Source organism: Microvenator marinus, assembly GCF_007993755.1.
Classification (GTDB): Bacteria; Myxococcota_A; Bradymonadia; order Bradymonadales; family Bradymonadaceae; genus Allomicrovenator; species Allomicrovenator marinus.
In genome coordinates, this window is sequence record NZ_CP042467.1 from 5,177,156 (window position 1) to 5,199,137 (window position 21,982).

A 21,982-nucleotide genomic window follows, 5' to 3' on the forward strand; every position below is an offset into this window, starting at 1 on the left:
CTGCTTTGCGATCAATGGTACTTGCGTTCGATGGCGGCTACATTGACCGGAGTTGAGCCTTTTGACCAGTATCTAAGCTCAACATTCGCCAAGCCCCGGTCGATTGTCCCAAGCTCGTTCGCTGTCGCGATCGACATATCAATGATGCCCCGCCAATGTGCGCCAGGCTCCAACGTAGTGGTGGCAGCCCACGTACCGTCGGCTAAACGCATACCGTAGGGGCCGCGGTCATTGATTCGGCACCAAACACGACGTCGAGTGGCCTTATTGACGATCAGAACTACTGTATCAAATGCGAGGCCGCGGTGCGCACACGTGAACTTTTGAGGATTAAAGGCCTCCCCATTCGCCGTCACGCTACCGTGCATCGAGCCGTCCCCGTACCAAGATGCCAGCCCAATCTCTTGAACGGGCGGAAGGTCGAGGCTCGGTATTTCAATGGGTTCGGCGGTTTGATAATGCGAGTACATTGCCGCCATCACCACGAGTTTCGCTAAGGTCATCAGCTTCCTATTTCTAGTTTGTCGCCTATCCGAAGAGAGCCGACTCGCCCTCTTTCGTGGTTTTTGACTCTGAAATCAAGACAATTCTGCAAACCAATCACTCGACCAACTCTAAGTACCCCTCCTAAGACTCACCAACTCAATTACCGTGCAATTCGGATGCGAAAACGCACACGAACACCCCGCTTTGGCCCAAAAACTTGACCACCGTAAGAAAACTAACGGTCACGATTTTGTCACGAAACGCGATCACTTTCGCGCCCGACCTCGATCCAAAGCATAAACGCCTCACATCTAACCACATGTAGGTTTTGTGGCTATATCAGCCGTGATCCCCGCATTCTGGATAAGACGAACCTTATCTAAATATATTCCCGCCCTTGACAAATAGGTGCCATTTCGGCTTCAAATGCGCTCCGTTTTGGTAACGACTAAACGTTGGAACGATTCTTGAAGCGTATTACCAACGCGTTAAGAAACGAATCGTTTCAACGAGTGAAACGCAAAATTGTTAACGAGTCGCCAGTATGAACTGGCACCCATGGTCGTCGGATAGGCCGGCGAGGTCAGGAGGAGTGAATGATTAAGAATTGGAAATGGGCTTTTGGAATGGCCGCCATCTCCGCGCTTTTGGGCACCAGCTGTGCACAAGACGTCGGCGATATCGACCGTACCAACCCAGATGCCCTCGAAAAATCAACTTTCGAAGGCAATGATGAATGGTATTTCCGACAAACCGTGGTGGACACTGACTTCCAAGGCTCACTTGGTATGTTCAATGCCCTCGAGTCGAACCTCAAACGGGTTCGCTGGGTCATCACCGAAGATACACTTTACGCGATGTCCACCGTCGAGCCTGCTGAAGGACTCACCGACGGCTTCCAAGATGACGACGAGTTGCGCGTAGGTGTGGTCGCTGCGTTCCCCATCACTTCGCACTTTGACGTCCAACGTGCGTACTCCTCATCGACCGGTGAACAGTCCAACGTGATCCAGGAAAACTCCTCGGACCGTAACTGGTACGAGCGAAAGTACATGCGCGTCGACTGGTCCAGGAACCTCGCTGACGGAATGCAAATGTTCCAGAGTCAGCTAGGTGGCATGTCTGCAGCAGCTGTCGCGATTCCTCAAGAGGACGGCTATATCGATCCCAATCGTACGCGGATTTCAGAGAACTACATCGACACCGTAACCGCGTATTTTTACGAACCAGATATCTACGCTTGCTATTACGCATTCGGATATGACTCGATCTTCAACTGTGAAGGTGGAGAAGTTAAGGTTCGTAACTCCTTCCTCAAGCGCGACCCCGTCGAGAAGTACGAGCCGCTACAGTACTTGGATGAGGAGTACCTTACCGAAGATTCTGGACGTAGAATTTCGACGGTCGAGTTCTATGATCCAGCACTCGACTCGTTTGTGCCCGTTGAGTGTGATCAAGAAGTGCTTGACTATCTGCGCGACGAGAATGGATGGACAGTTACCGACGCGTGTACACCCGCCTCCTTCGAGATGTTCTCCAGATTCGGCTACTTCCGGACCGAGCGCGTGGTGTGGGACGAGGAATACGGTTCAAACTATGAATCGTCTCGACGTTACTATGCAAATCGCTGGAATATCTGGGAAACCGCTTATAACGAAGACGGCTCTGTCAAGCCCCTCAACGAGCGTGACCCAAAGCCGATTATCTACCACCTCAACGTAGAGTACCCACAGGACTTCGAAGCCGAAGCCCAGGAAGTGGCTCGTCAGTGGGATGACGCGTTCAAAGAAGCCGTCATGGTCGCTAAGGGTATCTCCAGGGATGAACTAGAGGCTGACTTACAGGCGCGTTACGGGCATCCTCACATGTACCGCATCGTGAACAACAGCTGCTCTGGTCCTGAGCTTGCCGCTTGGCATGCTGCAAATCCTGGCGTTGAGGCAGAGCTCTTCGCCCAGCTTGGTGCGGACATCGACTCTAGCTTCCGAGCTCTCTCGCACAACAAGAAGCACGCGTTCTGTGCTCAGCTTGAGTACAACACCGAGGGAACGGCTCACGCTTGGGACTACCAACGCGTTGGTGACCTTCGATACAGCTTCTTCAACTGGGTTGAACAGGAAGTACCTTGGCTCGGCTATGGTCCTTCCGCAAACGATCCAAAAACGGGTGAGCTGATCAGCGGTAACGCAAACTTCAACGGAACCATTATCCGCACCTACGGACCGTTGGCCGCTGACTATGTGCAGTACATCAATGGTGAGCTCGATGACTCTACCGTGGCAATCGGCGAGCACATCCGCGAAGAACTCCAAGAACGAAGTCGTCAAACTCGTGAGCAAGAGCTGAATCCCGATGGTGTTCGAGAGCTGGCGCATCGCACAGGTGCTCCCTCGGCTGCTTTCGACTACGATCCTTCAAGTTCTTTCAACTTCAATGATATTCCGGACAGCCTGAAGCGTTTTACGCCAGACAAACTCAAAAGCTTGACCGCAAACGCAGCCCGGCAGATGAGCAATGTTCGAGCGTCAGACACACGTCTTGCGGAATTCTATGACCAGCCGGAGATTCGTCACTTCATGATGAGTGATCCAATGTTCGAGGCTTTGGTTCGGTCCAAGACCGCTGCTGAAAATGGACCCGGCTACGATGAAGAAGATATCCGTCGTTCATACGTAAACGTGGCAGCTCCTCGCCAGGCATACGACCAATATCAAAGACGTAGCGCCTACATGGCTCAGCGAAACATCTTTTCGCTCGAGTACATGGAAGACATGATGTCGAAGCTCGTCACCTACACAGGGGTCGCAGACCGTTTCCGTGGAAAATCACGCGACGAGATCGGAGACTTCTTCGTCAAGCGGATGTTTGTTGGCACGCAGCTACACGAGGTCGGACACACCGTCGGACTACGACACAACTTCATCGCCTCGATGGACGTGTTGAACTATCACGACACCTATTGGCACATCCAAAAGGCCATTGCGGATGGAATTGTCAGCGAAAACCAACGCTGGAACATCCCAGAAGATTTGGTCGCACAAATCGACGGTGTCGATGTCTCAAACCTGGGTGACAAGGGTGTAGACATTGGCTACCTCAGTGAGGCTGAATTCAGAATCGCATCTGTCATGGATTATACTGCTGACTTTACCGGTCGCTTCGCTGGTCTTGGAAAATACGACCAAGCAGCCATCAACTTTGCGTATGGCGAAGCTGTCGAGACCTTCGCAGAAGATGTCGAGCTCAGCGGGATCATCGATTGGGACTTGATGTTGAGCGACTATCGTGAACTGCCGCGTATCTTCGGCGGCGGGGAACAAGGCATGGGAACCCCAGACGAACAACGTAGGGGTATTGATATCATTCTCAACAAACGAACATACAAGCCAATCAAGCTTGCTATGGAAGAGAAGAAGCAAGGGCTAAAGTCAAATCTCAACAACTGGAAAAACGGTCAACTCGGTCCAGCAAATCGGCCATGGGTAGACAAAGCCGTGCCTTACGAATTCTGTTCAGATGCCTGGAATGGGGCCTCCCTTGGCTGTCAGGTATTCGATTACGGTGCAAATCAGAGAGAAATCGTAAATCATCAGTTCAATACTTACCGCCAGTTCCAAACATTCCGTCGATACCACCGGGGCCGAATCAATCGGCTCGGCGAGAACGTCAACGGGTACTTCAACTGGGTATATGGTATGGCAGAGATGAGCCACAACCCATTCCGATACTACTCCTTCTACCAGTGGTACAACCTCGGCTCATACACCGACGACTTGAGAGAAGCTTCGATCGATACGCTCAATTTCTTTGGCGAGATCATGGCTACTCCACAACCAGAACGATTCTGCCGGCAGCAACACTATCTTTCCGCAAACTGGTTTGGAGATCTGTCCAACGTGTACGTGCCCACTTCTTTGAACCAGGACGACGGTCGTTGTGCAAACTACATCGACGTACCAAGAGGCTTAGGTCAAGGATATGGATATGAGTACACTCCCGACGAAGACCAACGGGTAACCCGCGTGGGGACATTCATCGATAAGTACGTTGCCTCGATTGCAATGTTTGAAATCAGCGCGAATTTCGCCCAAAGCGCGTTCATCACCGACTTCCGCGCGACCAACATCTCGTATTGGACGCTATTCCAAGACGAGCTCTACAACTTCTTGAGAGGTGTGTTGGTGGATGATTTCAACGGATTCGCAGGCGTCTACAACCCAGTGACAGCTTCCTACGAGCCACCCATGATCGTGGACAAAGAAGTGTTTGGTAAAGGTGTGGATAGTCATCAAGCGAGTATGACCCGGGTCTACACCCCCATGTCCATCACGCACAGATTCAATCTTTTGGTAGGTGCAATGATGTACAACAACTCATGGGAAGACAGCCGTCCAGACTTCGGTCAGTTCGCGAAAGTCTGCGTGAGCTTCAACGAATGCCAAGAATATGCTCCTGGAACCCAGATCGAAGAGTTTATTCATCCGGTGACGAACCAGATCTATCGTGCTCCACGGACATCTGATGGCCGATCTCTGACGGCTGAATTGATTGTGAATGCTAACGCCGCCAAGGCTGAGTATCTCACCGCTAAGGGCAATTTGGATGCTGCGGTACCGAACACCTCTGACTACCAAAACAAGAGAAGGGTGATGTTGCGGCTAGCAGAGCGAATGGAAGAGATGGTCTCGAGGCTCGATATGATTCGATTTGTTTGGGACGCAATGGGGCCGAACGCTCTTAGGTAGGTTTGTTATTACCTGTCTTTCGTCTACGCCTCCGACACTGTCGGAGGCGTTTTTTTGTGCCTTCTCACCGAGGCATCCCAGAGTATCTTGACGTCGCGGACACTCCTCGGCCTTATCTCGCTGATCGTCTCTTGCGCGGGAGTCAGTCCGGATCGGATTGCAGAGGATACTTTGTCAGGCCTAATCGAATATGATTTGGCTACCGACAACGGTAAAGGAGCGTTTTTCATGAGAAATTTTTCTATTTTGATGTTTTGGTGCTTCGCGACGGCTTGCGGGAATACTGATTCCGACGAAGTTTCACCAGCACCAGGGACGAACAACACCAACAACGTCACGGTTGGAACTTCAAACAACTCGACCACAGTTCAAAACAACTCCTCCAACAATGCGTCGAATGGTGTCTCAAATCAAACTACCGCGCCGGTGATCCAAGAGCCCTAAATCACAAATTTTCGGTGGATTCGACAGGAAGGAGCTGATTGCGACATTGCCGGATGTGAAAGCGGGTTTGAAGTCGTGACTCTCGCAAGGAATATCGCAAACTTGGACGGTCGAGTAGCACCCATTCACGATGAGCAGGATTGGCTGGACTGGGAGTGCCGCACTATCCCCCGAAATTCTATCTAAAGTTGTGGAAGGCTGGGAGTGTCCTGCTGCGTCCGCCGAGGGTGACGTAGTCTATCGTATTGAGGTTCGAATCAGAGATGGTGGCTTAGAGTGGTTCAGGCCAGACGTCACAGGCTGCTACGAAGCCCAAGAAGCAGATTTAATGCAAATTGAAGCAGAACTAGAGAGACTTTCCGAAAAATATCTGCCATAATACAAATCGACCTGGGGAAACCGACAGAAAGCGCGCTACTTCGGTAGACGCGCTTTCGTCGTTCTTGGCCCGCTGATACTAGTCTTTGACAGGAAAACTGCCCGAGCCGTCCGAACTCTTGCGTCCCCGAGGGCTGAATGAATCGTGATGTCGCCAAGTCACGACGGTGCCGGTCATTCGCGTGGATACGTGCTTTCTGATCTTTTCCAAACGGATCACTTCGTCGTGCACTTTAACCGGAAGATCTAACCAAGTACGCTGCCTCTTAAAGGCATCCGCGAGCTCCGAGTCCACAAACATTAGCTCGTGAGGGCAATACGGAATCATCACCTCCTCGCAAAGTTGTGCAACCTTGCGAGCAGCCTTCTCCAGGATATCTTCACCGTCGCCGAGGCGCTCTCGGATGACGATCTCGGGTGTCACTACCACAAGGTCAAATCCTTTGATTTGGCCAAGGTAGCGCAAGATGCCGATCTGCCACTGAACTGGGGTACAAACATGCTTCATATACTTCATCTTTTCCTCCCATTCGTTGGGTGTTTGAGTTGATGTAGGTTTCGTGCCTACATAAATATTTTCGGACGATTTTCGCGAGTGTTGCAGAAAAAATGCAGCGGATTTATCCGGACGTGCCGCACACCCGCACAAACACTCGCCGAGATCCCAACAAAAGAATTCGAAAAAAGTGGTCTATTCTCTTGGGTCGAGTGGTGACAGAACAAAATCTGATCATTTGAAGCAAAAGATTTACTTTCATAGAAAGTTTCACTTGCAATATGTCAAAAGTTTGGCGATCATTCGGGAAGGTCGTCCCACGGAAGGGGGAACGCAGAGAAACACGTCACATGTAGCATACTTGGTGACGTGTTTTTTTTGCCCATCTGCGCGGCACGATACGTGCCGCCTTTTCAGTATTCCCTCTATGATGCGTTTTTTTACTTGCGCTGAGATATTTCTGAGGTCAACATTCTCCTCTCAGGACGCACTGGCGACTCTGACGGCACAGCGAGGGAACGCATCGAAAAGACGCGCCAATCAAAGCAGTAGGGCGCGCTTTTCGTTTCTTGCACACTGCGCAGAGTGACCGTAGGCCGCCGCCAACAAGCCATCGTAACGCTACCGCACTAGTCGACCACCACACCGATCAGGCCGCCGATTTTAACCGTTAATTCCCTGAAGTCACGTCGTGCGTCGCTTACAGCGTGTGCGTGTGCGCCAATTGCGCCGTCCGCAGAGGTCAATCGGAAAATGGGCTTTCGATGTTCCTGACCCATTGGGGAATCCGTTGAACCCACTTGTCATAAGCTTTGACCGGACGATCCAAGCGCACTCCGTGTTGCTGGCAGAGGTACCCGATTGGCTTCATCTTTCCGCTCGGAAGCTGTAGCTCACTCACTGACCGATTTTCAGTGCTCTCTTCCCAATTTTCCAAGCGTTTTCTCCAAGAGCTTCTCCAACTTCGAAGACTTGGTCCCAGATTGGAAAGTCCTTGCAATGAAAAGAGGTCTGCTCCCAAGGGTATCGCCACGAAATCGGCGGCGAGTAGAGCCGAACGATTGATTGCGCCTAGATTGGGGCCAATATCCACCAAAACTACATCGGCCTCCACGTCGCTAGCTCCAGCGTCCATGATCTGCCAAAACGCGCTCAAGATCCGCATGGGTCGGTAGAGGTTGGAATCTCCCAAAGCCTTTGGCCACTCGACGGAAAGGATGTCTTCAAAACTTGAGAGGGCAACATCTCCTGGGAGAAGATAGAGCTTTTCAGTAATTCGTCGGAGCAAGGGGGGACTGATATCACCTACCCCGGTGAGTGGCTCGACACACTTGAATACGGTGGAACCGGGCTCAGCCCGCAACCAAATCCCCTCAATCTCATCTTCGTCTAGGAAGGCCGCCGTCAAGTTAGCTTGAGGATCCAAATCCGCGATCAACACGGTCTTGCCGAGCTCGGAAAACATCCACGCCAAGTGGTAGATCAATGACGTCTTTCCCACACCTCCCTTGTTGTTGAAAAGTGTTAGTATTGGCGCCTTCATTCTATCTCCTCAAAGTTGCCAACACTGCACTTGGCGTGACTTCGAATTCTAGTGGAGGGTTGCCATTGTTCTCCATCGCCCTGCGAGCAATCGCAATTCCACGTCCAAAAGACTGTACAAACCCGAAAATCTTTAGAACATCGGCCAAATTCGGATTCCGATAGTCAGTTACACCCGGTTCTCCAAAATTCTGCGGAGTCACATTGCCGTACGGGCCTCCCGGGCTGTTCACTTCGATTCGGTCGTTAAACCAGTACACCCTAATGGGCGCATTTGTTCTCTCATAGGTTCGGTGCAACACGGCATTATATACAATCTGCTGCAAGGCCGCGTGTGGGTAAGGGGAAACGAAGCTGTGGGTAGGGTTCGACGTCACATCCACATTGACGCGATTGTGCGACCTCAGCTTCTCTTCCAGGTGGCGTAGCATCCCCGAAACATTTCCTTGAATCTCGGCTTCGTCTACCACTGGGTCGGCCAACTCAGTACCTTCGATGCGTAGGAATTGGATGTAGGCGCCTGGCAAGTAGTCTTGGGGCTCTTTCCGAGCGCCAACAATCCCACCACGGTAGGAGTCAATTCCGTAGGTGACGTGATCATCCGGCAAGACGCCAAGCGTTCTTCATAGGAACGTCCGTTCTCTTCGAGCACGTCAGGAGCGAATGCATTTGGTAGGTACTCGGCTTCGAAAACCACACGTGAAAGATCATCAATCGAGGCGGAGGGGACGGGGTAGAGGTCGAAGGGAGGGGCCGATTCCAAATCATTCAAGAGCGCGAGTAGCTCGTTATCACTAAGTCGTCGTAGCATCCGATCTCCACCAGTTGGCCATGAGTTCCTTTATGGCTCCACACAATGTATGCTCGCCGCGCATGAGAGTCCAAGCAGCGATCACCTTCGGGGTCCTCATTCTCTATTGGTTCACATCAGTGGGCCACTATATCGGAGGTGATCAGGCGATCTAGCTTTTGGGGTACCTAGTTTGCTAAGCTCCTCAGCATTGACTTTCACACGCAGTTCGTCACTATGCGCGCCGGTGACGAACATGACGCAATCAGCAAACACCCCACCTGAACTACGGGTCCGACTCCAAGCCTTTGAGGGCCCGTTAGACCTACTCCTTGAGCTTATCAAGAAGCACGAGGTGGATATCTTCGACATTCCCATCTCGATGATCACCGACGAGTATCTGCGGTTCATTCAAAACGCGGAGTCCATTGATATCGAAGTCGGTGGTGAATGGCTTGAGCTCGCAGCGCTATTGATTTTCATCAAGTCCAGAATGCTCCTACCTCAACCGGAGGTCGAAGCCGATGATATGGAAGGGGAAGATCCACGCGAAGAACTCGTGCAGCGGCTCATCGAGTACCAGAAATACAAGTTGGCAGCGGCCAGCCTTGACCAGCGTCCCATGCTCGAGCGCGACGTCTTCACTCATTCAGAGAAAGGTCCGGAGTTCACGCCCATGCTTGGCCCCGCCCCGCTTCAGGAAGCGTCAGTATCCGAGCTGATGGAAGCGCTAAAGCGTCTGATCGCTCGAACCAAGTCGGATGGAAAATGGGTCTATGAGGTCAACTCTCAGAAACTCACTTTACGAAGCGTGATTCTGGATATTGCCGCGTTATTGGCCAAGAATCCAAGGCTTGAATTCGAGGCATTGTTTGAGAATAAGGTGATAGACCGAACGCGTATTATCACTACGTTCTTGGCGCTGCTCGAGATGACGCGACTCAAGATGATCAAGCTGTTCCAATCCAAACTTCATGGCGATCAGCTCTGGGTTGAGCGTTGTGTAGTGGACATCTTAGAAGTCTCGCAGGAACTTGAGCTTAAGGAGGCCGAGGTATGATTCGTGCCCAACTCGAAGCCGTTTTCTTTGCCGCTGATGAACCTTTAAGTCGCGAGAGCCTTCACAAGATTTTCGACACGGTTGACCACGAAGTCTTGGAGCGGACTATTTCTCAGATGAAACTCGATTTCTCGGGCTCCGAGCGCGGTGTACATCTGATTGAAGTGGCCGGTGGCCTACAGTTGAGAACGAATCCGGACTTCAAAGACGTGGTTTTGCGCCTTTTTGATGCAAAACCTGTGAAACTATCACGTGCAGCACTTGAAACCCTCGCGATTGTAGCGTACCGACAGCCCGTGACTCGGGCGAGCATTGATGAGATTCGTGGCGTTGATTCTGCGGGTGTGGTCAAGAAGCTCAGTGAGTTGGAATTGATTGCCGTAGTCGGGAAAATGGACGACATCGGGCGGCCAAATCTATACGGCACCACCCCGAGATTTTTGGAGTTTTTTGGGCTCAGCGCGCTCACAGACCTTCCAACACTCGATGAATTTAACGTAGATTTTGAGATTCTTGGCGATATCTTCGGGATTGAAGAACTGGCACAAGAAGAGGAGTAGCCCTGATGGCTGAAATGCGAATTCAAAAATTCTTGTCCCAAGCCGGCGTCTCAAGCCGTCGGCACGCCGAAGAACTGATTGCGGCTGGCAAAGTAAAGGTCAACAATAAGGTGGTTACTGAGCTCGGTACCAAGATCGACCCCTCCAAAGACAAAATCGAGGTCGAGGGCCGGATTGTGGATGCCCCGGCAGACCTGGTTTACCTCCTCGTGAACAAGCCCCAGGGCTACATCACAACCTTGGATGACCCAGAAGGCCGCCCCATCATTACAGACCTGCTGCCTGAGGGGATGCCTCGTGTTTGGCCGGTAGGCCGCCTCGACTGGGATTCGGACGGCGCCGTACTCATGACCAATGACGGTGAGCTCACGAACCTCTTGACCCACCCGAGCCACGAAATCGAAAAGACCTATGGCGTCAAGGTCATGGCGATTGTGGAAGAAGAAGACCCGGCACTCATCAAGCTGCGTCAGGGTGTGGAGATTGAGGAAGGCATTGTCACAGCTCCGGCTGTGGTCAAGGTGGGCCGCTCAACGGAGAAAAACACCTGGCTCGAGTTCAGAATTAAAGAAGGTCGAAACCGCCAGATCCGCAAGATGTGTGAGGCCGTTGGGTTGCGCGTAAGCCGACTTCGCCGCGTGGCGATTGGCCCGCTGACACTTGCGGGCGTGCCATCTGGCCATTTCCGCGCGCTCGACTTCGAGGAAGTCCGCTCGCTCTACAATGCCGTTGGAGAGCGTCCGCCCGAAGCAGCCGAAGCCTCTAAACGCGCGAAGAAGCGCGAGGAGAAGTCGCGGAAGTACGGGAAGCCGAAGGCGAGAAAGGTTGGAGGACGCAGCGGAGCTACCAAGAAGGAAGCCCCTCCTGTGACCGGCCGAACCAAGAAGAAGTAATCGCACAGACAAAGAAGTTAAACGCACAAAAAAACCCGTCAGAAGTTCTGACGGGTTTTTTCTAGTAGCGGGGGCAGGATTCGAACCTGCGGCCTTCGGGTTATGAGCCCGACGAGCTACCTGGCTGCTCCACCCCGCATCAAGCGGTTTTGATACCCCACGGTATCACCAAATTTTCAAAGTAGCGGGGGCAGGATTCGAACCTGCGGCCTTCGGGTTATGAGCCCGACGAGCTACCTGGCTGCTCCACCCCGCATCAGGGAGGCGCACCTTATGCCCCCTCCTATACCTTGTCAACCACTTTATTGCGACAATGCGTGTTCCGCCTTAAATGCCCCCGCAAAGTCCCTGCGGCTTTCATAATCTAACTCAGGGAAGCCAGTTTTAAACTTAGCGTTCAATTCGTTTTTTATAGTCTTGGAAGACGGCACGGCCATATTCGTTCTCGTTTTGAGAGAACCAGTCGTTTAACGCCCGCTCTGCCCATTCATAGTCCTCAACTGCAATAAAAACGTCTATTGCGAACTTGGGATACGGAATACGAGTCTGATAGACCCAGATCTCCCTGAGTATTCCTGCTGCGCGCTCGTTTTCGCCCAAGAGAAAGGCTTCCATTGCGATGACTTGGAACGGAGTTGGGAAAGCTCGAGCATCTGTGGCAAGCGGTCTCATAAGGCTTTCGGTCGAGCTCCACCGCTCGAGTTGTACGGTGCTCATGTATGCCAGGATAAGGACCAAGAGACTCGAGATCAGCTTCACTAGTCTGGCCCTCGTCTCGGGAACGCGTTCAATAAGACATGAAATCAAGAAAACGAGCGCGACCGATGGAATGTACGCGTACGTATCCGCCGTCAATCGAGGAAGCGGTAACAAGTTCGAATAAGGCAAGTAGGCAATTGCGGCCCAGAAGACCCCAACGAGTAGCGCCCGATGCGACTTCCACGCCCACACTGCGGCTACAAACCAAAGAAGAGTCGCCAAGAGTCCTGCAGTGGCCCAAGCCGACCATTGGTGCGTAAACACTACGTAAATCGGCTGCAGGTCGTCAGGAAGGAAGTAGTTTCGAACCTGAATACCGATGGCGGCAAAAACGCTTACAATAGGGTCTCGAGCACTCAAGTCTTCGAGGGGAATAGCGGAGTGGAGCTTTTGAGAGAGAGCCACCCATCCAAGCGAGACAACTGAAGCGAGAGCCAAAACGAGCAATTCCCACCTCCGTATGGTTCCGTTTCTATGAAGAGACACGAGAGATAAAATCGGAACCAAGATCACGAAAGTTGGTTTCGAGAGAAAACCAAAGACTAGACTCAAGATGAAGACACCATAAATCCAGACTCTTTTTGCGGGCAAATACGTCCAAGTGATTGCGCAACTGAAGAGAAAAAACGCGCAGAGCAACTCCTTCAAGTTAGTTGCCCACGCAACGCTTTCGACACAAATGGGATGAAGGCTCCAAAGGGCAACTCCCAAGAGAGGAAAACTAAACCTCAGGCGCTTGGCGAGGAAGAATACAAGGACAAGATTGGCAATGTGAATAGCGGTAGAAAGAGCGTGCAATGCAAAGGCTGAAGCGCTACCGAACGTTTCAAAGGCAAGCGCTTGTATTGCAACCGGAAGCCCCAACGGGTAGCCCAAATTAGGTGTTGTGAGCCTGTCCACTAGTGAGAACTCCCACCAGTTTTGCACCATAGGGTTCAGAAAAATATGCGTTGGGTCATCCCAGATCACAAAGGGGTGAAACCATCCTTGCGAGTATACAAGAGTGTTGAGAAGCACGAGCACAATGAGAAACTGCCGTTCGGACATTTCATTTCCAAGCAAAAATGCGGTGATGTGCAAATTGACAATGAGTAGAACCCGCTGATACCTTACGCCATCAGGGAAAAACCCGAAATCAAATCATCCGAACCTGTGATGGCAAGTATATGAAACCGGATCGTCTGGGCGAACTTCTCGTTCGAGAAAAGTTAATTTCACCCCAACAGCTCAAATCTGCGCAGGACCGCTCAAGGGCGGAAGGTAGCCGCCTAGGTTACGAAATCGCGCGTATGGGACTGGTCAACGAACAAGACCTTACGAAGTTCCTCTCCAAGCAATACGGGGTTCCTTCCATTAATCTGAAGGAAATCCAGATTCCAGATGCGGTCATCAATTTGATTCCACGCGAGGTTGCGGAACGGCATCAATGTATGCCTGTGAATCGCTCAGGGGCCACACTGGTTGTGGCTATGGCGGATCCATCTAATATCTACGCGATCGACGACCTCAAGTTCATGACGGGCTACAATATTGAGCGCGTGGTGGCGTCTGAGACGGCGATCGCAGAGTCGATTATTCAGTACTACGGTGCCGCAGATAATCTTGACTACAACTTCGACGATATCCTCGGGGATATGGACTTAGACGATGTTGACTACGTCGAAGATGATGACGGCGGCGATGTCAACGACCTTGCAAAGGCATCGGAAGACGCTCCTGTCATCCGACTCGTAAACGTCATCCTAGTAGACGCTATCAAGCGCGGTGCCTCCGATATTCACGTCGAGCCCTATGAGAAATCATTCCGCGTTCGATTCCGCGTGGACGGTGTGCTCGAAGAAGTTATGCGACCGCCGATGAAGCTCAGAAACGCGATCATTTCGCGTATCAAGATCATGGCTAACCTGGACATCGCCGAGCGTCGTCTTCCTCAGGACGGTCGAATCAAGCTCAGGATGGGACGAAACCGCGAGATGGACTTTCGTGTCTCGTGTCTCCCTACCCTCTTCGGCGAGAAGATCGTTCTTCGTCTTTTGGACAAGTCGAACCTCGAGCTGGACATGACTAAGCTCGGTTTCGACCAAAAACCGCTCGACGACTTCTTGAACGCTATTCACAAGCCTTATGGCATGGTGCTCGTCACTGGCCCCACCGGTTCGGGTAAGACGACCACACTCTATTCGGCGCTCGCCGACCTCAACAAGATTACCGAGAATATCTCCACTGCCGAAGATCCCGTCGAATTCAACCTCGCCGGCATCAACCAGGTGCAGATGCACGAGTCTATTGGACTCAACTTCGCGGCCGCACTTCGCTCGTTCCTACGCCAAGACCCAGACATCATCATGGTTGGCGAGATTCGTGACTTCGAGACCGCTGAGATCTCCATCAAAGCGGCTCTGACGGGCCACCTTGTGTTGAGCACACTGCACACCAACGACGCCCCAAGTACGGTAAGCCGCCTGCTCAACATGGGTATCGAGCCATTCCTAGTGACAGCCTCGCTCAACTTAATTCTGGCTCAGCGTCTCGCTCGGCGTGTTTGTACGGACTGCAAAACCAATTACAACGTGGCGCAGCAAGTCTTGGTGGACCTCCAAGTCAAGCCCGACCAACTCGACCTTCCTATCTACAAAGGTGGAGGCTGCACACGTTGTGGCGACTCGGGGTACAAAGGCCGCGTGGCTCTCTACGAGGTCATGCCTTGCGGAGAAGAGCTCAAGGAATTCATCCTTCAAGGTTATTCCACTGCGGAGCTGAAACGCGCCGCTATTGATATTGGCATGAGTTCCCTTCGTATGGCCGGAATCAAGAAGATGTTCGAGGGCGTAACAACCCCAGAAGAAGTAACGCGCGTAACTGCGCCAGACTAAGTTGTGCAAAAATTGGCCTAGAGACCAAAGCACGTTTATACTTACCGTTCGACGGAGTCCGTAAAAGTGGCGAACCTTCATCAACTTCTGAAAATCATGGTCGATCAGGGGTCATCTGACCTCCACATTACCGTGGGTGCGCCCCCGCAATTACGTATTGACGGTGGATTGGTTCCTTTGCGCACAGCGCCTTTGACGCCCGTTGATACCCAACAGCTTTGTTATAGCGTGTTGACCGACGCGCAGAAGCAGCATTTTGAGGGCGAAAAGGAACTCGACCTTTCTTTTGGTGTGAAGGGCCTCAGCCGATTCCGCGGCAACCTATTCATGCAGCGTGGTGCGGTCGCTGGCGTGTTCCGTCTGATTCCGTTTGAGATCAAGAGTTTCCAAGAACTGGGGCTTCCCCAGGTTGTGAGCGCGTTTGCGGATAAGCCTCGCGGACTCGTACTGGTCACCGGCCCAACGGGTTCGGGTAAGTCGACGACGCTTGCCAGTATCATCGATAAGATCAATCAAGAAAAGAGGATGCACATCCTCACCATTGAGGATCCCATCGAGTATTTGCATCCGCACAAGAACTGCCTCGTGAATCAACGTGAGATCGGTGCGGATACCAACGGCTTCAAGACGGCACTCAGGTACGTTCTGCGCCAGGATCCGGACGTTGTTCTGATCGGCGAGATGCGCGACCTCGAGACGATCGAAGCTGCGCTTACGATTTCTGAAACGGGCCACCTTGCGTTGGCAACGCTTCACACCAACGGTTGTGTGCAGACCATCAACCGTATCGTGGACGTCTTCCCTCCGCACCAGCAGGCACAGATTCGAGCACAGCTCTCATTCGTGCTCGAAGGGATTATCTCCCAGCAGCTCATCCCGCACGCCTCCGGGCGCGGCCGAGCGATGGTGATGGAGGTCCTCGTTCCGAATCCGGCCATTCGAAACCTGATTCGCGAGGATAAAGTCCACCAAATTTATTCACAGATGCAGGTTGGTCAGGCTCGCTCAGCGATGCAGACCATGAACCAGTCGCTATTCAACGCGTACAAGAAGGGAGATATCACCCTTGAAGACGCAATGGCTCGAAGCAGCGACCCTGAAGAACTTAGAACCATGATTGAACAGGGTGGACAACCCAACCGCGGCGGTTCCGGCGGTCGTGTCCGATACTCCTGATAGACTGCGAGGAAAGAGATGCCAGTTTTCGTCTGGGAAGGCAAAACAAGGTCGGGAGATGTCAAAAAAGGCGAAATGCGCGCCCAAAGCACTGACGAGGTAGGTCAGCGCCTTAGACAACAGGATATTTCTGTCTCCAAGATCAAAAAGAAGGCTGACAAGGACTCGGGACTGGCAGGCATATTTGCCCCAAAGGTTCCCCTCAAGAGCCTCGTGGTCTTCACGCGTCAGTTCGCCACCATGATCGACGCAGGTCTTCCGATCGTGCAATGTCTTGAGCTTCTGGGCGGCGCTGAGCCGCATAAGGGCTTTAAGAAGATGATTGACCAAGTGCGCTCAGACGTAGAGTCCGGTGCTACTCTGGCAGAAAGTATGCGGAAGCATCCGGGTGCCTTTGATAACCTCTATTGTGCTCTGGTGGCGGCGGGTGAAGAAGCCGGTATCTTGGATACGGTCATGAACCGACTCGCGGTGGAGATCGAGAAGAGCCAGAAACTGCGGCGTAAAATCCGCAGCGCGTTCTCTTATCCGACCATCGTTTTGGTCATTGCCTTCGCGGTTGTGGTTCTTCTTCTTTACAAAGTCATCCCGACGTTCACCTCGATGTTCGGCGAAATGGGCGGAGGTGAGCTGCCTGGCCCTACGCAATTCGTTGTGGACCTCTCTGAGTTTGTTCAATCGAATATTCTCTTCCTCGTTGGCGGCACCATGTTTTTTGTGGCGTTTGCGACCTGGTTCATGCGCTACCCACAAACGCGAGCAATCTTCGACCGCACAATTCTCAAGACCCCCCTCTTTGGCCCTTTGGTAAGAAAAGCTGCGGTTGCAAGGTTCACACGTACGCTTGGTACGATGGTGTCTTCCGGTGTCCCCATCGTCGACTCTTTGGACATTGTTTCTAAGACGTCTGGCAATATGACGATCGAAAAGGCAATTCTCTATGTGAAAGAGAAGATCGCTGAAGGTCAGAATATGGTGGACCCACTCACGGAAACGGCGATTTTCCCGCACATGGTCGTGCAAATGATTGGCGTGGGTGAATCAACCGGTGCCCTCGATACCATGTTGAATAAGATCGCCGATTTCTACGAAGACGAAGTTGACGTGGCCGTGGACAACCTCACATCGATGATCGAGCCATTGCTCATGGTCTTCCTTGGTATTGTGGTGGGCGGTATGCTCATTGCCATGTACCTCCCGATCTTCACAATGGCCGGTAATATCAAGGCCTCGTGACCCTCGAAACATCAGAGATCTCAGAATCGAGGCTTCAGGGCCTAATGCTCTTCAGGGTGGTCCTCGTCACCCTCTTCCTCGGTTCTGCGCTCGCTGTCGATACAACCGCGCTCGCCAACTTTGGGGATCTAAAGAACGCCACCATTGTGGGCCTGATTGTGTTCACGTACTTCGTGACGATCATCTACGCGCTCCTTCTAAAGCGTGTTTCGGCCGATCGCCTTGCGAAGGTCCAGCTGGTGGTCGACACCTTAACTACATTCGCCCTCACGCTTATCACGAGCGGCCTCGACAGCGTTTTTCTATTTCTTTTCTACATCAACATCATCAATGCAGCGGTCGTGGTTGGAAGACGCTTCGCGTTGTACTTGGCTGCAGCCACAACCCTGCTTCTGATCGGTCTTGCTGCCATTGATCTAAGATGGGTTCGCATTGAACAAATCTACCCGATTCTAAGGCCCACCGGAGCCACTTACCTCCGGTTGGGACTCAATGCGGCCGCCACCTTCGTAACAGGGCTCCTGGCTGGACAACTCGCGGATAGGCTCGGCAAGGCCACCGAGGAAATCGTCAGGCAGCAAGGCGATATTGCTCAACTCCGGGCTCTAAACTTCAACATCTTGGAGAGCTTGAGCTCGGGACTCGTTACGGTTGACGCAAAAGAGCGGATAATCTTCTTCAATCGAGCAGCTCGAGAGATCACCCAGCGTGAAGAAGACGAGGTTCTAGGACGCCCGCTAGAGGAAGTCATGCCCGCGCTCTGGCGCGCGATTCGTGATTCTTCTGGCAGACGTAGCGAAGTTTTATTCTCAAGACCTGATGGAGTATCGCTCTATCTTGGATACACAGTCTCTGAGCTCTTTGGTGCGGGAGAGTTCGAGGGTGGGAAAATCATCATCTTTCAGGACCTGAGCGAGATTAAGCATCTGGAAGCTCAAATGAGGCGCTCCGAGCGGTTCGCCGCAGTAGGACAACTGGCCGCGGCTATTGCCCACGAGATCCGGAACCCCCTTGCTAGCATTAGTGGGTCTGTCGAGATGCTTCAGCATGCCTCGGCGAATCCAGACGAAGAGATACTGATGTCCATCGTGCTCAAAGAAGTGGACCGTTTAAACACCTTAATAACCAACTTCCTAGACTACGCTCGCCCCCACGACATGCGTCCGCAACCTGTGCGCTTGCTTTCAGTCCTCGAAGATATTGTGGCTCTTGTCGGGGAACGGGCCCTAGTGGATTTGAAGAAAGTCTCCGCAGACCTTGTCATCGAGGCCGATGAGCAATCGTTCCGGCAGATCATCTGGAATTTGATCAACAACGCGATTGAGGCGGGCAACTCTAAGCCTGAGATACGGCTGCAGACTTGGAGTGACTCTAGTTTTGCCTTTCTGGCAATTGAGGACAATGGCGAAGGCGTGCCAGTAGAATTACGGGAAAAAGTCTTTGAGCCCTTTTTCACAACGAAGGAGAAGGGTACCGGCCTTGGTCTCCCCACGATATTCCGTATGATGGAAGAACATGGTGGCAATATGACACTCATGGACGGAACCGAGTTAGGTGGAGCACGTTTTGAATTGGCTTTTCCACTGGTGAATCGATGAAAGAGAACGAGTCCGAGGGTTTGCGAAGAGTTCTAGTGGTGGATGACGAAGAGAGCATGCGGCAGATGCTCTCGATCCTGCTCAAAAAGCAGGGAATCGACGTTGTGACGGCGAGCCGGGGCCAGGAAGCCATTGATCTCTTGGAGTCGGGCGAAAGGTTTTCGGTGGTAATGACCGACCTAAGCATGCCAGGCGGCGTGGGAGGGTTGGACGTACTCCGGGCCGTCAAATCAATCGACAACGCATCACAAGTCATCATGATTACGGCGTTCGCCACACCCGAAACAGCGGTCGAAGCCATAAAAAGCGGCGCGTATGACTACCTCACCAAACCCTTCAAACTCGAGCAGGTAAAACTCGTCCTAGACCGCGCCCTCGAAAAGTACGCGCTGCTGGCGGAAAACCTCTATCTCAAAGAGGAACAACGAAAGTTCAGGCCCAAGGGAATCATAGGTGAGTCGGAGCCGATGAAGCGCGTCATGGAGATGGTTCACCGCGTCGCGCGCACCAAGACCACTATTTTGATAACGGGCGAGTCCGGCACGGGTAAGGAGCTTGTGGCACAGGCAATACACGACGCGAGCCCGTTTAAAGGCCCTTTTGTGCCCGTCAATTGTGGCGCCATCCCCGAGACCCTCATTGAGGCGGAACTCTTTGGCTATAAAAAAGGGGCATTCACGGGCGCGAGCGCTGACCAGAAGGGCCTAGTTGAATCGGCGCGGGGAGGAACGCTTTTCCTCGACGAGATCGGCGAATTGCCTTTGAGCGCCCAGGTTCGGCTCCTAAGAGTCCTTCAAGAAAAGAAAGTCAAGCCAGTTGGGGGTGTTGAGGAAATCACCGTAGATGTTCGAGTGGTTGCAGCGACAAATCGTGATTTGAAGGAGGAAGTTGAGTGTGGGCGCTTTCGAGAAGACCTTTACTACAGACTCAATATCATTCCGATTGAACTTCCCCCTCTCCGGAAACGCGGAAAAGATGTTCAAATACTTCTACGACACTTTGTAGGAGTCTATTCGGAGGAATTGGACACCGATGTGAAGGGTATTAGTGCACCAGCACTCGCCGTTTTATTGGATTATGACTACCCTGGCAACGTGCGCGAACTACAAAACATAGTAGAGCGAGCCGTGACGTTGGAGCTCGGAACAATGATCGAATTAGGCTCGTTGCCTCCCACGCTAAGACCTAGAGTAACACGGTCCGAAGTGTTGGAGCTTCCGGTGGAAGGGATTGACCTTGATCTGGAAATGCAGCGTATTGAACAGGCCTATCTTGAGGCTGCTCTCGATCGTTGCGAAGGTGTAAAAACGGAAGCCGCTAAGCTTTTAGGTATAAGCTTTCGTTCCTTCCGATATCGACTCAAAAAACTAGGACTCGGTGACGACGATGCGAACAACGAAGATGACTAGACTTCTCCAACTCCAACTTCGGCTTACAAATTGCGTACAACAATCTAAAAGACTCTCAAAGGAGCTAGAAATGAAAAACACAGTTCGTGGCGTTACCTTGGTAGAACTTATGATCGTGGTGGCGATAATCGCGATACTTGCCGCCCTCGGCAGCATGGCGTACGGGCGCTACATCAAGTCGGGAAAAATCCAACGACTTACGGCCATTGCTCAAGACCTGTCGCAAGGGCAAGAACGGTACCGCAGTCGCAACAACACCTATTACCCGGCCACCGCAGGTCAAAAAGACTATGTCGCAGACAAAGTCGAGTTCGAAAACCTACTCGATTTCACGATGGCAATTCCTCCCGGTGTAAACATCCAAGTGGAATCATGGCCAGCTACTGGAAACTGTACAATTTGCCAAGGAGTCGCCGGAACCGGTGGGGCAATCGGATATGCTATAGTAGTCAGCCAGGATATGAATCCTGACTCAACTGAGTTAACTACGGTGGTGCTCCACAACCAACTGAGTACTCCAATCGTTCTTTTTGAAGGTGAGTGACAATTCTCGACACCATTTTCAACACTAGGGACAAGATTTGTCGGTGGTTGAATAGAAAACTGAGCCAAGTCCATTGAAATGGTGAACGAAGTATTGGCACGCTTCCTGCTTAACTAGTGAGACAACCAAACCCGAAAGGAGATAGAGAATGAAAGTCATGAAGAAAGTAAAGAAAGGATTCACACTCGTAGAACTTATGATCGTTGTTGCGATTATTGGAATCTTGGCCGCAATCGCTATTCCGGCCTTCCTTCGGTACATCAAGAATTCGAAGGCAGCTGAGGCCGAGCAAAACATGAAGAAGATTTCGGAGGGCGCGAAAGCCTACTTCTCCTCGGAGCAGCGCTTTTCACAAGATGCCGCCTCAGGGGGAGATCAGCCCTGGCATGTGGGCCAAGCAGCCGCCGGTACTAGCCAATTCGGGATGCCGGTGCCTTACGCGGCATCTGTATTCCCAGGTGGCGTGAGTGTCGCTTTCTGCTCGCACATTATAGGTGCCGGGGCCTGCACGACGAGCAATACCAACGTTCCAGCTGGTGGGGGGAAACTGCTGCCAGCGACTCAGCCAGTTGCAAGTTTGGAAACGGCGATGCTCAACAAACTACGTGTGACATTTACGGATCCAACCTACTTCTCATATAACTACGCAACTGGCACAGGGACTGGTGATACCGCAACAGCAAGCATTCAGGCTCTAGCAGATTTTCGCCCGGCTGGCACAGAGTTCCATACGGCAACACAGAACATTTCGGTTCAGAATCAAGACGTCTTGATCGCACCTGCATTCATCACCAACGAATTCGAATAGTTTCGGACTTGACGGCTAAAAGACTCGCCTTCCGTGCGGGTCTTTTTTTTTTGGGGCTTCAGCTCAATGGTATCAATGCGCTCACTCTTTCAAGTCGCTATTTTGGTGTTAGCTTCACTGAGTCTTCTGAACAGCCAACTCGAGTTGAAAAGGGAATATTGGGAGTTAAAGCAGTCGCCTCGCAC

At 52.1% G+C, this 21,982-nt stretch carries 19 protein-coding genes and 2 tRNA genes; 13 read left to right on the plus strand and 8 right to left on the minus strand.

Going from position 1 to position 21,982, the window contains the following annotated elements; all coding sequences use genetic code 11:
• Positions 1–11 precede the first annotated feature (11 nt).
• Positions 12–503, minus strand: a complete 492-nt coding sequence (locus tag FRD01_RS21245) for a septal ring lytic transglycosylase RlpA family protein (RefSeq protein ID WP_146962951.1) — start codon at positions 501–503, stop codon at positions 12–14.
• Between the two features lie 579 nt (positions 504–1,082).
• Between FRD01_RS21245 and FRD01_RS21250 the strand changes: the two genes are divergently transcribed.
• The 3 genes from FRD01_RS21250 (at position 1,083) to FRD01_RS21260 (ending at position 6,054) form a co-directional block, all read left to right on the plus strand.
• The gene (locus FRD01_RS21250) at positions 1,083–5,231 is read left to right on the plus strand and encodes a zinc-dependent metalloprotease (RefSeq protein WP_146962952.1); all 4,149 of its coding nucleotides are present in this window, start codon (positions 1,083–1,085) and stop codon (positions 5,229–5,231) included.
• 228 nt (positions 5,232–5,459) lie between these two features.
• Entirely contained in the window at positions 5,460–5,675 is a 216-nt protein-coding gene (locus FRD01_RS21255; RefSeq protein ID WP_146962953.1) for a hypothetical protein, read from the plus strand.
• A 130-nt stretch (positions 5,676–5,805) separates the two neighbouring features.
• Entirely contained in the window at positions 5,806–6,054 is a 249-nt protein-coding gene (locus tag FRD01_RS21260) for a hypothetical protein (RefSeq protein ID WP_146962954.1), read from the plus strand.
• 78 nt (positions 6,055–6,132) lie between these two features.
• Here the strand turns inward: FRD01_RS21260 and FRD01_RS21265 are convergent, their stop codons facing one another.
• From FRD01_RS21265 to FRD01_RS24505, 4 genes are all read right to left on the minus strand, one after another.
• On the minus strand, positions 6,133–6,570 hold the full coding sequence (locus FRD01_RS21265; RefSeq protein WP_146962955.1) for a hypothetical protein: 438 nt from the start codon (positions 6,568–6,570) through the stop codon (positions 6,133–6,135).
• Between the two features lie 721 nt (positions 6,571–7,291).
• The gene (locus FRD01_RS21270) at positions 7,292–8,092 is read right to left on the minus strand and encodes a ParA family protein (protein WP_249755803.1); all 801 of its coding nucleotides are present in this window, start codon (positions 8,090–8,092) and stop codon (positions 7,292–7,294) included.
• Position 8,093: 1 nt separating this feature from the next.
• A complete protein-coding gene (locus tag FRD01_RS24500; RefSeq protein WP_249755804.1) occupies positions 8,094–8,573 on the minus strand; it encodes an ATP-binding protein in 480 nt (159 codons plus the stop codon).
• Positions 8,555–8,902 carry a hypothetical protein gene (locus FRD01_RS24505; protein ID WP_249755805.1) on the minus strand — a complete coding sequence of 116 codons (348 nt, stop codon included), beginning with the start codon at positions 8,900–8,902 and terminating at the stop codon, positions 8,555–8,557. Before FRD01_RS24505 ends, FRD01_RS24500 begins: the two co-directional genes overlap by 19 nt.
• A gap of 235 nt (positions 8,903–9,137) precedes the next feature.
• Here FRD01_RS24505 and FRD01_RS21280 point away from each other — a divergent pair, with 235 nt between their 5' ends.
• The 3 genes from FRD01_RS21280 to FRD01_RS21290 are packed head-to-tail and all read left to right on the plus strand — an operon-like array spanning position 9,138 to position 11,394.
• Positions 9,138–9,941, plus strand: a complete 804-nt coding sequence (locus FRD01_RS21280; RefSeq protein ID WP_146962956.1) for a segregation and condensation protein A — start codon at positions 9,138–9,140, stop codon at positions 9,939–9,941.
• A complete protein-coding gene (gene scpB / locus FRD01_RS21285) occupies positions 9,938–10,501 on the plus strand; it encodes an SMC-Scp complex subunit ScpB (RefSeq protein ID WP_146962957.1) in 564 nt (187 codons plus the stop codon). Before FRD01_RS21280 ends, scpB begins: the two co-directional genes overlap by 4 nt.
• 5 nt (positions 10,502–10,506) lie before the next feature.
• Positions 10,507–11,394: a pseudouridine synthase gene (locus FRD01_RS21290; RefSeq protein ID WP_146962958.1), complete on the plus strand. Its 888-nt coding sequence runs from the start codon at positions 10,507–10,509 to the stop codon at positions 11,392–11,394.
• A gap of 65 nt (positions 11,395–11,459) precedes the next feature.
• On the opposite strand, the gene FRD01_RS21295 is transcribed toward FRD01_RS21290, so the two are convergent.
• The 3 genes from FRD01_RS21295 to FRD01_RS21305 form a co-directional block, all read right to left on the minus strand.
• Positions 11,460–11,533: transfer RNA gene (locus FRD01_RS21295), tRNA-Met, on the minus strand.
• A 43-nt stretch (positions 11,534–11,576) separates the two neighbouring features.
• Positions 11,577–11,650 (minus strand) — tRNA-Met (locus FRD01_RS21300).
• A gap of 134 nt (positions 11,651–11,784) precedes the next feature.
• Positions 11,785–12,600 (minus strand): hypothetical protein, encoded by an 816-nt coding sequence (locus FRD01_RS21305; protein WP_146962959.1) that lies wholly within the window; start codon positions 12,598–12,600, stop codon positions 11,785–11,787.
• A gap of 719 nt (positions 12,601–13,319) precedes the next feature.
• Here FRD01_RS21305 and pilB point away from each other — a divergent pair.
• The 7 genes from pilB to FRD01_RS24760 all read left to right on the plus strand — a co-directional run bounded on the left by pilB (position 13,320) and on the right by FRD01_RS24760 (position 21,797).
• Positions 13,320–15,026 carry a type IV-A pilus assembly ATPase PilB gene (gene pilB, locus FRD01_RS21310; RefSeq protein WP_146962960.1) on the plus strand — a complete coding sequence of 569 codons (1,707 nt, stop codon included), beginning with the start codon at positions 13,320–13,322 and terminating at the stop codon, positions 15,024–15,026.
• A 66-nt stretch (positions 15,027–15,092) separates the two neighbouring features.
• Complete coding sequence (locus FRD01_RS21315; protein WP_146962961.1) at positions 15,093–16,202, plus strand: type IV pilus twitching motility protein PilT; 1,110 nt, start codon at positions 15,093–15,095, stop codon at positions 16,200–16,202.
• A gap of 18 nt (positions 16,203–16,220) precedes the next feature.
• Positions 16,221–17,438, plus strand: a complete 1,218-nt coding sequence (locus FRD01_RS21320) for a type II secretion system F family protein (protein WP_146962962.1) — start codon at positions 16,221–16,223, stop codon at positions 17,436–17,438.
• Positions 17,435–19,036 (plus strand): two-component system sensor histidine kinase NtrB, encoded by a 1,602-nt coding sequence (locus tag FRD01_RS21325; RefSeq protein ID WP_146962963.1) that lies wholly within the window; start codon positions 17,435–17,437, stop codon positions 19,034–19,036. The genes FRD01_RS21320 and FRD01_RS21325 overlap by 4 nt, the downstream gene beginning before the upstream one ends.
• The gene (locus tag FRD01_RS21330; RefSeq protein WP_249755806.1) at positions 19,033–20,445 is read left to right on the plus strand and encodes a sigma-54-dependent transcriptional regulator; all 1,413 of its coding nucleotides are present in this window, start codon (positions 19,033–19,035) and stop codon (positions 20,443–20,445) included. The genes FRD01_RS21325 and FRD01_RS21330 overlap by 4 nt, the downstream gene beginning before the upstream one ends.
• A 70-nt stretch (positions 20,446–20,515) precedes the next feature.
• A complete protein-coding gene (locus tag FRD01_RS21335) occupies positions 20,516–20,989 on the plus strand; it encodes a type IV pilin protein (protein WP_146962964.1) in 474 nt (157 codons plus the stop codon).
• A gap of 148 nt (positions 20,990–21,137) precedes the next feature.
• The gene (locus FRD01_RS24760) at positions 21,138–21,797 is read left to right on the plus strand and encodes a prepilin-type N-terminal cleavage/methylation domain-containing protein (protein ID WP_283808671.1); all 660 of its coding nucleotides are present in this window, start codon (positions 21,138–21,140) and stop codon (positions 21,795–21,797) included.
• The last annotated feature ends 185 nt before the right edge of the window (positions 21,798–21,982 follow it).

What these genes read in the sequence shown, in the direction of transcription:
- FRD01_RS21245 (WP_146962951.1), bottom strand. Translation starts at nt 503, where the DNA reads ATGACCTTAGCGAAACTCGTGGTGATGGCGGCAATGTACTCGCATTAT.
- FRD01_RS21250 (WP_146962952.1), top strand. Translation starts at nt 1,083, where the DNA reads ATGATTAAGAATTGGAAATGGGCTTTTGGAATGGCCGCCATCTCCGCG.
- FRD01_RS21255 (WP_146962953.1), top strand. Translation starts at nt 5,460, where the DNA reads ATGAGAAATTTTTCTATTTTGATGTTTTGGTGCTTCGCGACGGCTTGC.
- FRD01_RS21260 (WP_146962954.1), top strand. Translation starts at nt 5,806, where the DNA reads ATGAGCAGGATTGGCTGGACTGGGAGTGCCGCACTATCCCCCGAAATT.
- FRD01_RS21265 (WP_146962955.1), bottom strand. Translation starts at nt 6,570, where the DNA reads ATGAAGTATATGAAGCATGTTTGTACCCCAGTTCAGTGGCAGATCGGC.
- FRD01_RS21270 (WP_249755803.1), bottom strand. Translation starts at nt 8,092, where the DNA reads ATGAAGGCGCCAATACTAACACTTTTCAACAACAAGGGAGGTGTGGGA.
- FRD01_RS24505 (WP_249755805.1), bottom strand. Translation starts at nt 8,902, where the DNA reads ATGCTACGACGACTTAGTGATAACGAGCTACTCGCGCTCTTGAATGAT.
- FRD01_RS21280 (WP_146962956.1), top strand. Translation starts at nt 9,138, where the DNA reads ATGACGCAATCAGCAAACACCCCACCTGAACTACGGGTCCGACTCCAA.
- scpB (WP_146962957.1), top strand. Translation starts at nt 9,938, where the DNA reads ATGATTCGTGCCCAACTCGAAGCCGTTTTCTTTGCCGCTGATGAACCT.
- FRD01_RS21290 (WP_146962958.1), top strand. Translation starts at nt 10,507, where the DNA reads ATGGCTGAAATGCGAATTCAAAAATTCTTGTCCCAAGCCGGCGTCTCA.
- pilB (WP_146962960.1), top strand. Translation starts at nt 13,320, where the DNA reads ATGAAACCGGATCGTCTGGGCGAACTTCTCGTTCGAGAAAAGTTAATT.
- FRD01_RS21320 (WP_146962962.1), top strand. Translation starts at nt 16,221, where the DNA reads ATGCCAGTTTTCGTCTGGGAAGGCAAAACAAGGTCGGGAGATGTCAAA.
- FRD01_RS21330 (WP_249755806.1), top strand. Translation starts at nt 19,033, where the DNA reads ATGAAAGAGAACGAGTCCGAGGGTTTGCGAAGAGTTCTAGTGGTGGAT.
- FRD01_RS21335 (WP_146962964.1), top strand. Translation starts at nt 20,516, where the DNA reads ATGAAAAACACAGTTCGTGGCGTTACCTTGGTAGAACTTATGATCGTG.
- FRD01_RS24760 (WP_283808671.1), top strand. Translation starts at nt 21,138, where the DNA reads ATGAAAGTCATGAAGAAAGTAAAGAAAGGATTCACACTCGTAGAACTT.